The organism is Aquimarina algiphila (genome assembly GCF_947494415.1).
GTDB classification, from domain to species: Bacteria; Bacteroidota; Bacteroidia; order Flavobacteriales; family Flavobacteriaceae; genus Aquimarina; species Aquimarina algiphila.
On the sequence record NZ_CANLVC010000010.1, the window covers coordinates 159,033 to 172,647 of the forward strand.

Consider the following 13,615-nt stretch of genomic DNA (forward strand, 5'->3'; position numbering starts at 1 on the left):
ATTATAAGAATAAGGGGCAATTTTGTTAATTGCCCCTTAGTTTTTTTAAATATGTTGATAGCTTGATATTTTCTTTTTTGTAAAATGCTTTCTGAAAAGCTTCAGTAGAGGTATAACCAATGTCATTTGCAATTGCTTTTAAGGTATAATTTCTGAATTTTTCATCTACTTCTAATCTAACTTTCACATAATCTATTCTTAGATGATTAATGTATTGTGTAAAAGATTTCCCTTTATTAGAGTTGACTATTTGTGAAAGATATCTAGAATTAGTGTCAAATCTTTTGGCGAGCATATTTAAGGTGATTTTACCTTTTAAATAGTCTCGATCATCCTCAAATTGCTGAAGCTTCTCAAGTACATCTTGAATAAGTTTATCCGCTATTTGCATTTCGTAGGTAGTTGGTGTGTTTGTTTTTTTATGAATTTGAGTAAGGACAATAGCTTCTTTTTTTGCTTCAGAATTCAATTCTACAATGTACACGACCATCATTAGAATAAAGCCAAAATTTACAATGGATTGTTCGACTGCTTGGTAATCACCAAAAGCAACAACAACAGGCATTAAAGACAAAGTGAATAATCCTACATTTCCAGTAAGAACTCTATATTTGAAAATTATAGATTTCTGTCTGTCATCTTTATATATTTTGTTTAAAACCTTAGTTACTTGTACGAAAAAGGCAACGGATATAACCAAAGGAACAGCTAAAAATAACTTTCTTGAGAGATCCAAACTACCATAAAAGTAATAAGGGAGTACAAACAATACTATGAACGAAATAACCAAAGTATATAGCAATGATTTTACACCGAACAATTTGAAGGGGTAAATATTAAATTCCCAATAGGTATAGGAGATGAAATAAACAGCTACCACAATACCACTCCCATAGGCAATGATATTTTGCAGTATAATACTTATAGGAATATTTTCATCAGGAAATAAACCTGAAGACAGGTTATAGAAGATATAAGTAATAGTAAGTACTAAAAAACGTAATCTGGTTTTGTCATGAGGTCTAGCTACTACAAACATAATTTGAGTAAATAAGACAAATGCTTGCAAAACCAATATTACGAAAGTAATAGGGTGCATTTCTGTTCCAAACATATGGTTAGTTTTTTTTAAGCAGGTAAAGTATATATCCTAAGTCTAATATTTTGAGACATTCGAAACCAAATTTTTCGTACCAGGCTAAATTTGAAACCACAGAGGTTTCTAAATAGATAGGTTTGTCTCCGCAAAAAGTGATTACTTCTTCCAGTAATGCACTTCCGATGCCTTTTTTTTGATGGGGTGGATCAACCCCGATATACCATAAATGCACATATGGTGTTTTAGGATAGTTTTTTTTAAGCAAAGCTTCTCGCTTTAGTGCTGCTCTCACTTTTCTGATACCAATGACTTCTGCCATTAATTTGAGATCCCATAAAATAGAATAGAACGTAGTTTTTTTTTGATCTGGAAAGATGACAATACAAGCAGCATTACGATCTTCAGAAATAAAAATTTCACCAAATTCATTTCCTTGAAAAAATGAATATTCTATTAATTTTGAAATTCGTTTGACCCGTTTTTGGTCTTGTTTTACAATGTAGTTTACAGATTGATTGTCTTTAAAAGATTCTAAGATAATTTCAATTATCCTTTTTTTATCAGCATTAGTAGCTAGCCCCATTTAGCAGTAATGATTTTGATTAATTTGAGTTTGTGTATACGTATATACTATATTAGTGTTCTGGTCGATATTTATGTTACCATAGAAAACAGGTTTTAACAATTATTGTTTCATTTTATTGTTAAAATTAACACAAAACCATATAAAGTTTATGGTTTTAGCGTAGAATATGTCGATTTTCTTGAAAAACGATACCGCTTTTCAAGAAAAGCGGGAAATTCTATTTGGTTTTAAGTGAATAATGCACTTAAATTTACAACTGCCTACCCACTATAATTCACAACTAACTAATTCCAACACTCAACAACATAAAGAGGATTGTTTTTTCTTGTTTATGTACACAAACTAGTAAATCAGTATTAATTAATGCTAATGGGGCGCAGCATGAAAAAATTAATAGAAAAGGACTTATTTGGAATCATTGCAATGGCAATCTTATTGATTCCACAAATTGCACATACGTTATATGTTTTTGAAGCGAATAGCCACTATGACCATCCTTGGTTTTCGTGGTGCTACGCAATTGGTGTAGATCTCGCTATTTTAATCTTTACGGTTAAAGGGTGGTTACGCACAGCTTTTATTTATCTTTTTGCGACACTTGCTCACAATCTAGTGTACCAATTTATGCCAGAAGGAGTAGTAAGTAGTGTATTGCTTAGTATCGTTCAATCTGCTACGCTATTTAGCTTTTGTCATCTCTTTTTCAAAAAGAAAAAAGTCGATCATAAAACAGAAGAAGTAGGTGTGCAACTTTCTGAAGAAGCTTTAAAAATACATCGTGCTATTGAAGCGGGTGTGCGCTTTAAACCGCAACCCTATGTATGTCCAGAATGTAATGAACCTTTTTCGAATTCTAAACAATTAAACGGGCATATTTCAGCACATAAGTCTCGTAAGGAATGGGAGCCTGAGAGATATGGAGCTTGGGAATTGGAAAATGATCAAAGAATACAACTATTGTAATTACTCAATGGTCAAGTAAAAGAACTATTACTTTTTAGTTTCAGGGGGGAACTAATACAATCATAATAAACCACAATCACAAATGAAGGTACATTTTAGTATTAATTGGAGTAAGACAGGATTTTATAACGCAGGGAAGCGTGACCTTACTATCAATTGGAACAATGGGGAAGGATTCCCAAGAGAAGGCGAAGCTATTAACATTCCAAAATTCATAGGAGGAAACTATCAATCGGATGAAACGTTTATGCACAACAACATAGAATTAAATGTATTTGATTGGGTTGAAAATACTACAGGATGGGAAGTTGAAATGGTGAAATGGGATCACCACCAAGGAACAACTTTTCTACATATTTTGGTTGGAGATAAAGGTTGAGTTATTTAGCACAAGGTATTCTTGTACCCTTTAAAAAAGTATACCAAAATAGAACTAAAACTCCTTTAAGTTAACATTTAAAATAAGAAATTTTAGAATTATGACACTATATAATTATACGGTAAAAGACGAATCAAAAGATGCAATAGTCGAATCAGGAGTAGGAGAATTATTCGATCTTGAAACCGTAATTCCTATTGAAATATTATCCATACTAGAATTATATGAGGATGAAGAAGGAGTTATAACGATAAAGGTTAGAGCTGGAGATTTTAGTTACGATATCAATAAGATTCGATCAATTAGTGCCTAATTATTTTTACCCCCAATAATTATTTTTACTACGGTTTAGGTAATTTAATTTATAGGGGGTATAAATTGGGAAATAGCATTATTATTGGGCTAACCTATATTATGCTGTTTTTCCAACTTTTAATTACGCAACGATAGCATTGTTATGTAAAGAAGAAATTAAAAAAGACTCGCTATATTTGAGTATATAAGTCATTGGATTTATACAATTTATGGCATTTTGAGTGCTTGTTTTTTTGATATAAGCCTAAATAGGAACGACTCCCGCTACAAGGAGAATTCCAAACTATTTTAATGATCGAATAGATCAACTACGTTATCTACATTTTTACTCCCGCTACAAGGAGATTTCTGTACACATTTTGAGATTATAAAACTAAGTATTTCCTATAAGGATGACACGTGAGTTTTTACTATAGCAATGACTAGGTTTTTCCTATAGGGATGACACGTGAGTTTTTGCTATAGCAATGACTAAGTATTTCCTATAAGGATGACACGGGAGTTTTTACTATAGCAATGACTAAGTATTTCCTATAAGGATGACACGTGTGTTTTTACTATAGCAATGACTAGGTTTTTCCTATAGGGATGACACGTGAGTTTTTACTATAGCAATGACTAAGTATTTCCTATAAGGATGATACGTGAGTTTTTACTATAGCAATGACTAAGTATTTCCTATAAGGATGATACGTGAGTTTTTACTATAGCAATGACTAAGTATTTCCTATAAGGATGATACGTGAGTTTTTACTATAGCAATGACTAAGTATTTCCTATAAGGATGATACGTGAGTTTTTACTATAGCAATGACTAGGTTTTTCCTATAGGGATGACACGTGAGTTTTTACTATAGCAATGACTAAGTATTTCCTATAAGGATGACACGTGTGTTTTTACTATAGCAATGACCAAGTATTTCCTATAGGGATGATACCGGAGTTTTTAGTAAAGCGTGAAGTTCAATAATCTCATTTAACGAAAAGAAAAGAAGTAAATGAGAATAACAAAATCATATAACGAAACTCCTAAAGGAATTCAGCTTGAATTTGATCCTGAATTATCTAATACGGATTTAAAAAAATATCTTATTTCAATTGGATTTAAAAATGCAAATCGAAACAAAGGTATTTGGTATATACGTGGGGTTCGTCCTTCTTTTGATAAGTATACAAGTGTTTTAGAAAACGCTAACAAAGAAAGTAAAGATCTTATATCCGTAAAAATTGAACCATCTTATGAAGTTGTAAGAGGTAACATTGATCACAAACTTTTTAGTTTGGTGACAGTTTCGATTGAAAATGAAGATCAGGATATAAAAGATAAAGATTATGTTGTTTTTGAAGATTTCAGGGTTTCAGCCGAGGACATTGCAAAACGGTTTTTAAAATCTCAGTTAGGAGATAAATTTAAAGGGCTTAAAGTTACTGCTAGGAATTTAAAAGAAAGAGCAAGAAACGCATTTGATGAAGGAAGAATTATCACAGGAATTTCTGAAAGTAATCAAGAAGAAGTAAAAAATACAGATACACCAAAAGAGGAATTTGTATGGCTTAAAACAAAAGCTACATATCTATTTGAGGTTTCGGGGAAATCTATTTCTAACGATCAACTACTTGATCCAGATTTTCTAGCAGAAGAAAAACACGACCATAAAATTGCAGTATTAACAGCTTTAAGAAATGGTAAGAAAGTTCCTGAACCTGTTTTGCAAGACCACCCTGAACTTTTAAAATCCGAGGACTTCCAGTTTGGGTTTGATAGTACTGATTTTAAAACGAGCAATGCATTTTTAGAATTACTTAAAGGAATAGGTAATACGGGTAATTTTATAGAAGGTGTGATGGTTGATGGAGGAAGGTCAGGTTTTTTGTGGGAAGGAGATAACTTGAAAATAGTGACAGCCAATAATCCATTGGTTAGTAAAGGAAAGACATCATTTATAGGAATTGAAGGTTTTAGGGAGCAAGTATTAGATCTAGTTAATTTGATAGAAGGACAAACAAACTCTAAAGGCGAACTAGGTTTAGACTACATTTCATTTAACGATTATGATTTTTCTAAATCCATAGAATCAAGATCCCTCGCAGATGAGGAAGGAGTATATACATCTGAAACCGCAGGAGAACGATTAGAAGTATTGGAAATTCCATTCCCTGAATCCGTAAGAGTGGAAGCATCTATTACCACAGTTCGGGATGAAGAAGACTACTATTTGAATGGTTTGGAATTTTTTAATCGAATTGGATCGGGAAGTAATAATCAATTCAGACCGAAAAGAGGAAATACTAGATACAATTCAAAAAAAGAAGCAATCCAGCGTCCATTGGAATTGATTGCTAAAGACCTACGTGCAGAATTAATTATAGCGACCACCATAAAGGCTAAGAAAAAGCTTAAAGCCGTTCAATCTGCTTTGTTAGCTCTAAAAGAGTTTGCTACGGAGCAAGGAATAGAACTTTCAATAGAAGAAATAGAATTAGGGAAAGACAAATCAGTAGAAGTAGAAGAAGAAACTAATGCGAAACATTCGGGTTCAAAGCGTACTACGGTTCAATCAATGATTGAAAAACTTACCGACTTAGAGATTGATACTGAAGGCGAGACTGAAACAATAATAGCGACTTTCCGATTAGCATTAGAAGAAGCATTACAGGTTGAAAATGAGATAACATTTTTAGATGAAGTTAAAAATACTATTACAGATCAAAAAGATTGGGTTAATGATATAGAACCAGAAGCTGTCAGGAATACTTTTTTAGACTTGATCCTTTCAAATGCAGCAGCATTAGGATACACACCTTTCACAGTTCCCCACAGCTCTGGTTATATATTAGAGCAAGCCTGGACAAAACTGGATGCTAAAATCGTTAAGGACTTTGAAAAGTTTATCAATTCCCGACCTGATCTTATCGAACATAAATATTATCCAGAGGAGTCAGAACCACATGGATATGGGATCAGATCTGATCAAGATGAGATTAGCTTTCAAGTTCTTGAGAATAAGCGAATAGCTATAAGCAGTCATAAACCTATCAACGAAGGTGTAATATATGGGGGCAGTACCATGTCAATGACCAAGCTTAAGAAGGCAATTCGATATATGCTTTCTAACGCTGAGAAAATTATAGTTCCTGAAGAAAATGTAGAGAATACTGAAATAGAAAAAAAGAATCCTGTTACCACAGATATTACAAGATACGGAACAACGATTCCCAATGTCTTAACTCCTCACAGGGTCATAGCGCTATTTAATTCTGGATTATATATCAAAGATGCCAAAAAGATTCAGGAAATCGCTCCGTACTTGTTAGAAGCTTCGGATGATAATCTTTCGGGATTGAGTGCAAAAGAATTATTTGAATTGGTTCAAATGGCGCATCCAAATGACTATGGATTTTTAGTAACAAGATCTGCAATGTTACGTGAATGGGAAAGACGTGGTAAAGAAATGTTCGAAGAATTAGGTTTTCCAACAGATCCAAATTATCTATTCGTAAATCTAAATAGAGGTTACAAGAGTGTTTATCCGCTACAAAGTATTATAGATGAAGAAAGAGGAAGACAATCTTGGTGGCACGCTGCTACTATGTATCGACCTATTGCTGATTTTGAAAAGGCGCTACGAATTATAGAAGAAGAAAAAGCCGATTTTAAGAAACAGCAACTAGTACATACCAATCCAAAAACAGGAAAGCCAAAATCCAAAAAAGAAGACAAAGAACTATATCGGGATCTTGAATTCAAAATTGAGGATCTTGATAATTCCAAAGAGCTAATACAAGAGTATATAGAAGAACGGCAAAAAAAGGAAACAGCTCAAAATGAGGAAGAACCTGAACAACTTGAAAAATCATCTTTAGAAGAATTCTTTTTTATAAAACCAAGTGAAGTAGATCAAATACGAAAAAAGTTTGCTTTACAAGGTTTTACGATAGATTTCACAGGGAAACAAGCATTTATAGACAATGTATCAATATTTGAGTTGGGCTATAGATATGAGCTTAATAAAATCAAATTGGACGAGAAGACAGAAAAAGAATTTAATAAATGGATTTCAATTCTCGAAAAGGAAATTCACACGATAGGAGAAAAAGAAGACAAAAAAAGCAAGAATAGTAAAGCGCATAGAGAAGAACGAATTTTAGCCCTAAAAAAAGAAGCAAGGGAACTTAACAAATTAGTTGGAAAAGAGGACAAAGTATTTCGTGACGAGTTGTTTTTTGAGTTTTTAATGATGACGAAAGATTATGGCTATGTCATAGATAGGGGTGACATAGCCAACTTTCGTGACTTTATTCTGAACAATTTATTTGGAGGTCGAATAGCAGAAAACTATCCCGATGAACCTTTATGTAAAATGGCGAGAGTTCTCATTGATGATTTCTTTGCGACTTCGGAAAATGAAGAAGAACAAGAATCATGGAATCCTGATTATTTGGATAAAGTGGTGGCAATTATGCACGATCACTATATCAGGAATGAACGGTTAAGTAAAAAGAAAATAGAGAATATCAGGGAAGAAGCAGGCGCACCGAATTTAGGTGTTTTATGGGAAGCCGTTGAACTCAGTTGGCTTTTATGGTATAAGCAGATATATAACCTTCCTATTTCATTTGAACAACGCCTAGCTCAAATGACCCAGTTCTGGAATACTGTACAACCTACCTATGCCTATTCGGATAGTAGTAAGGAATTATTTAAGCAATATTCCACACCCTGTCCTATTGGAGCAATGGTAGCCGAATATACGCGAATGTCTGATGCCACATGGGTTTTTGAGCCTAGTGCTGGAAATGGCTTATTGGTACTTGGTGCAGATCCAGAAAAAACACACGTAAATGAAATTGATAAGAGTAGAAGATATTCTCTTGAATTACAAAGGTTCAATACTATTACTCATTTGAATGCTGCGGAACCTTTTCCAGAAGAATTGACACACTCTTTTGATGTAATGGTTACCAATCCCCCATTTGCCAGTTGGGACGATTCAAAGTTTGACAAAGAGCGATGGACGCAAAAATACTTCAATAATCAAATCGGAGTAGCACAACATATGCGTTTAGAGCATTTTATGGCAGGACTTGCTTTGCATACGCTAAAGGATACGGGAAAAGCAGCTATTATAATTATGGGGCATGTGTATTTCGGTCAGGATGGATATATAGAGAAGTACAAGCCTTTTTTTAATTGGTTATATCGCCATTATCGTGTGGATGATATTATCAATATGAACAGCTATAAACTTTACAATAAACAGGGAGCTGTTACTAAAACGATGTTGATCCTTATCAATGGAAGAAAACAAACACCGGAAGGTGTTGCACCCACAAAGAGTGAAAACCCAGAAATCGAGCAAATGGTGAATAGCTTTCCAGAATTATGGGAACGTATCAATTCCCATATAAAAGCAGAAGAATATACACTAGAGGTGATTATCACCCAACTTAAAATAGAATTAGGACTATGATATTTTTTAATAATCAATTAATGCCTTCGGATAGCAATGCAACCTTATTTATGGTTAGCAATCCAATACCCTTTGAAAATTTCGAAGATCACGAAACAGGAATCTTTATTCGATTACACAACTTAATAGCTTGGTCAATGGAGGAAGGAGATGATCCTATTGCCCTTATTGAAGAATATTTGGAGACTGTCTATACCGATAGTAGAACGGTAGAAGAAATTGCAAATTTCCTGATGTACCACGATAAAATGCAAACTGCTATTTGGACACTCAAAGAAAACTGGAGCAAACTGGACGATACCGTCCCTGACAGTTCCTTAATGTATGGAGGGATGGAAAAGGAAGAAGCTGTCCAAATATATGCGGATACCACTCTACGAAGGTACTTAGAAGTACTATCAAGGTTTGAAAATGTGTAATCATAGATAGGTAGCTGCACAGCAGGTGATGATGATGAAGGAGAAGTCGCTTGCTGGGCGCTACAAAAAGTAAAAGATAGCTATTAATAAGAGAATTATGGAGAATATTGAATTACAGGTAGAACAAGACGGGTTCGCTCAGGATGCAGCCCAAGTAGCAAAACTGGCAGCAGATCAAACTGCACTTGTTCCCTATGTGCCGAAGTCAAATGCAAGTTTCAAAATGGATACCCTTATTCCTAGAAATATGGCTTTCGAAGTTCAAAAGGCGCTGAACCGTATTGTGAAAGAAAAAGGAAACATTGATAACTACGTTCGTAATGAATTAAAATATATATCTACGGCAACCTTATGGAAAGCTTTTGCTGCGGAGCAAGTCGATGCAGTAGCCTTATACCTTAAACAATTTGAGCGACAACAAGGGATTATCATAGGAGATCAAACGGGAATCGGAAAAGGAAGACAAGCAGCAGCCGTTATTCGTCATGCTGTAATGCAAGGATATTTACCTGTTTTTTTTACTAAAAGCCCTAGTTTATTTACGGATATGTATCGTGATTTAAAGGCAATTGGTTTTGAAGATATCCAACCCTTTATTGTCAATTCCAGTTCTGATTCAGGAGCTAAAATAAAAGATGCAGATGGTAATGTGATTTTTACTCCATTATCAGGTAAAGCTCAAGAGGAATTACTTACTACTTCCAAGACTTTAGCTACGGAAAGTTTAGAGTCGATAGAATGGCATAAAAGGATAGGAAAAAAACTACCTAATCCTGAAACCACACCAACAGTAACTATCTATGAGAATATAGATTACCTACCAAGTGGATATGATATGGTATTTACTACCTACAGTCAGATCCAATCCGCTAGTTATTACAAACGTGCTTGGATAGAAAGTATATGCGAGAGTGGTATTGTTGGCAGTAAACGGTATAAAAAAGTAGTGTTCATTTTAGATGAATCTCATAGTGCTGGTGGATTTGATTCTATCATTGGAAACTGGATGCGTAGGGTACTGCCTAAAACACATTCTTGTTGTTTTTTAAGTGCAACTTTTGCAAAGTATCCAGAGGTAATGCCTTTTTACGGCAAGAAAACGGCTATTTCCGAAACAGGATTAAAAGATGGTGCGTTTGTTACGGCTATGCGTAGCGGAGGATTGGCGCTTCAGGAAATTGTAGCTTCTAATCTTGCAGAAAGTGGTCAGCTGATTAGAAGGCAACGCTCAAGTGAGGGAATTAAAGTGGAGTATATCACTTTGGATGAAGAACCAAGCCGAAGTAAAAACAGGGCAAGTGTAAATCGGATTATCAAATTGATGAATGAGGTAGTTCGATTTGAGGAAGAATATGTAGCTCCAATTCTCGGCTTAATTCATGCAGATGCAAAAGCCCAAGGAGAAAGAATGGGAGATAAACCTAGAGGTTTAGGTGTAAAACAAGCTCCTTATTTTTCAAGAGTATTTAATATCGTAGATCAAATGCTTTTCGCTTTGAAAGTTGAAGAAGTGGCAAAGAAAACACTTTCACTTTTAAGAGAGGACAAGAAGGTAGTTATCGCTTTCAAATCCACAATGGGTGCATTTTTAAAGGATCTGAATCTATCAAGTGGTGATGTTTTACCAAAAGAAGAATTGGATTTTGTAAGAACCTTAATAAAAGGATTGGATAGTATTTTTTTCTATAGCTATACAGATATTGATGGTAAAAAAAGCAGGCAACGAATAGCGATTGAAGAATTATCTAAAAAAGGTCAAGAGGAATATACCAGGATTAAAAAGGCAATGCTTTTAGAAAGTTCAGGACTAAGTATTTCCCCTATTGACCAACTTGTGCAGTTAATAGAAAATGAAAAAAAACCTTCCAATTTAGGAGGTCACGATGATGAGTATTTCAAAGTGGCGGAAGTTACTGGAAGAAATCAAAAAGTACGCTATAATGGTGACGATGTAGTGGTGTCATCTTTTAGAAGTGATTCGGAGAAGTCTTTTCGATTGTTCAACTCTGGTGAGTATGATGTGTTATTAATTAATCAAAGTGGAAGTACAGGTCAATCTGCTCATGCTTCTGAAGATTTCGCTGATCAACGACAGCGTTCTATGGTTATTCATCAGTTTGAGTTGGACATAAATATTGAAGTACAAAAAAGGGGGCGTATTAATCGAACAGGTCAGGTGAATTTACCTGAGTATTATTATATCACAAGTGATATCCCAACAGAACGAAGATTGATGACGATGCTAAAGGCAAAATTAAAGTCTTTGGATGCAAACACCACCGGATCTCAAAATACCAATGATGATACCCTTAAAAGTGCGGATTTCTTAAATAAATACGGAGATAAAGTTGCTTGGCAATGGATCAATGAAAACCCTGAAATGATGTCAAAATTAGGGCATCCTACCTATCATAGAGTAACAGATAGAAAAACAGGCGCAAAATACTATGAACGTAATGATGGCAAAGAAGGAGCTATAAGACAGCTTACAGGACGTGCAGGTTTACTGTTAGTAGAAGATCAGGATAATCTATACAATGTTTTATTGGAGCGCTATGATCACCAGATCAAGCTTGAGAAACAACAAGGAACGTATGATTTAGAAACGGAATTTCTTCCTTTAGATGCTGAGATTAAAAAAAGATACTTATTCAAACAAGGGAATGGTGGGAATACTCCATTTGGAAAAGATACCGTTCGGGAGGTAAGCATTGTGAATAATTTAAAACGTCCCTTAACCAAGCAAGATGTAGAAAATCGTATCACCAAAGCATTGGATGGAAGAAAACCGCAGCAAGTACGTGCGGAACTTGTGAATGACATCAATGAAAAATTCCCATTGCTAATAGAAGAACGCAGGGAGAAGCGAATGGAAGTTGTTCATAAGCTTCGGGAAGAATTGAAGGATTTACCTGATATAGGAAGTGGAAAAGATGATGATGAAAATGAAAAAATAGCGAATGACCGAGAAAAGCTGCAAGAATTGATCGAAGAAAAATTAAGTGCAGTAAATGAATACCTACAAAAGTTAGAATATGTCAAAAAACAAATTGTAAAGTATGTGGGGTATTTTGATATCGGACAAGTACTGAAAATACCATTTCTGAACCCTACTAAAGAACCTTCTTGGGGCATGTTTTTAGGAATTTCGTTAGGTACATCTGCTAAAAATCCATACACCTACGGCAACATACAATTACGATTTGCAGTTGCAGATTCCCGTAGACTTATCTCGTATTCATTGCAACCTGAAGAACACGCATACATAAGTTTGATTTATACACAGAGTAATGATATTTCAGAAGAAGAACGTAAACAAATTCCAATAGAATGGAATGAACTGATAAAAAAGGCATCATCCAAACGAGAACAAAGGCACATTCTAACTGAAAATATTGTTGCCGCATCTCAAGCAATTGGAGGAGAAAACAAACTAGTTAAATACAATACGAAAACAGGTGTCATTAAAAATGGCATTCTGATGGATAAGGAATTTGGTAAAGATGGTGTGAATAAAGCTTTGTTGCCTATTTCAGAAGCGTTTAACATTATCGTTGGTCTTTCTACAGATGAGTTCTTTTCAGATCAAAAGGATCAGCTTCGCTTCAAACGTATTGGCGAGAACTATTTACAGGTATATATCCATAAAGGGGAGAATTATAAAATGGCAATAGATCCCAAACTACGTGAATTAATTCGAAGGGCGGAAGGTCAGACTGAGGATGAATTACCAGATTTTGTTCAAAATGGAGGTGAAATGACGGGAGTACTTCATCTGAAGAACTTAAGCGCATTTCTAAAACAATTGAATACTTATGGTTTACAATTTTTAGGCAAAGCGAAAGAGTTAGAAGATTGGGAAGTTGAAAATCAAAAAGATTGGGATCGAAATACAAAACAATCCGAAGGTAACTATTCCTATGAATTGGGCAGACCATACGGGCAAGGAAGCAATCCAATTACAGGATTCAAAGAGTACAAAGAACCAGGGGACACGAAGTATACTTTTGGTACTGTATCCTATACCCGACCCCTTAGTGATAAAGAGAAATACAACTATTCACTTATTCCCATTTTCAAGAATGTGGTGATTCCGTATAGAGCATGGAAGCAAGCAATTAGTGGTACTCCAGTAGAGAAAGAATTTGAGACTATCGTAGAAGAAGCATCAAAGCAAGCGCTTTACGAAGCCAAAGATACTTTGGGATTCTTTATCACTAATAATCCCCACGAAGATGGCAATCCTGAATTTGTTTTTGGAAGGTATAACGAGGAGGATTTAGGTAGAACTGCCTATGAAGATATGATAGAGGAAATTAATGCTATTGATGAAGTACTGGATCAGTTAAGGCTATATCATAGTCTTCAAACCGCTTAAAGATT

At 34.7% G+C, this 13,615-nt stretch carries 8 protein-coding genes; 6 read left to right on the forward strand and 2 right to left on the reverse strand.

Features of this window, described 5'->3' with window-relative positions; translation table 11 throughout:
- Window positions 1–25: 25 nt before the first annotated feature.
- Complete coding sequence (locus tag PQF96_RS24220; protein WP_140591476.1) at window positions 26–1,114, reverse strand: helix-turn-helix domain-containing protein; 1,089 nt, start codon at window positions 1,112–1,114, stop codon at window positions 26–28.
- A gap of 4 nt (window positions 1,115–1,118) precedes the next feature.
- Window positions 1,119–1,682: a GNAT family N-acetyltransferase gene (locus tag PQF96_RS24225; RefSeq protein ID WP_271769103.1), complete on the reverse strand. Its 564-nt coding sequence runs from the start codon at window positions 1,680–1,682 to the stop codon at window positions 1,119–1,121.
- Window positions 1,683–2,054: 372 nt separating this feature from the next.
- Here PQF96_RS24225 and PQF96_RS24230 point away from each other — a divergent pair, with 372 nt between their 5' ends.
- The 6 genes from PQF96_RS24230 (at window position 2,055) to PQF96_RS24255 (ending at window position 13,610) form a co-directional block, all read left to right on the forward strand.
- Window positions 2,055–2,648: a C2H2-type zinc finger protein gene (locus PQF96_RS24230; RefSeq protein WP_271769106.1), complete on the forward strand. Its 594-nt coding sequence runs from the start codon at window positions 2,055–2,057 to the stop codon at window positions 2,646–2,648.
- Window positions 2,649–2,730: 82 nt separating this feature from the next.
- Window positions 2,731–3,027, forward strand: coding sequence for a hypothetical protein (locus PQF96_RS24235; protein WP_271769109.1), 297 nt, complete (start codon window positions 2,731–2,733; stop codon window positions 3,025–3,027).
- 100 nt (window positions 3,028–3,127) lie between these two features.
- Window positions 3,128–3,340: a hypothetical protein gene (locus PQF96_RS24240; protein WP_140591462.1), complete on the forward strand. Its 213-nt coding sequence runs from the start codon at window positions 3,128–3,130 to the stop codon at window positions 3,338–3,340.
- Window positions 3,341–4,340: 1,000 nt separating this feature from the next.
- Window positions 4,341–8,813, forward strand: coding sequence for an Eco57I restriction-modification methylase domain-containing protein (locus tag PQF96_RS24245; RefSeq protein WP_271769113.1), 4,473 nt, complete (start codon window positions 4,341–4,343; stop codon window positions 8,811–8,813).
- Entirely contained in the window at window positions 8,810–9,232 is a 423-nt protein-coding gene (locus tag PQF96_RS24250) for a hypothetical protein (RefSeq protein ID WP_140591455.1), read from the forward strand. Before PQF96_RS24245 ends, PQF96_RS24250 begins: the two co-directional genes overlap by 4 nt.
- Before the next feature lie 97 nt (window positions 9,233–9,329).
- Window positions 9,330–13,610 carry a strawberry notch C-terminal domain-containing protein gene (locus tag PQF96_RS24255; RefSeq protein WP_271769116.1) on the forward strand — a complete coding sequence of 1,427 codons (4,281 nt, stop codon included), beginning with the start codon at window positions 9,330–9,332 and terminating at the stop codon, window positions 13,608–13,610.
- Window positions 13,611–13,615: the final 5 nt, after the last annotated feature.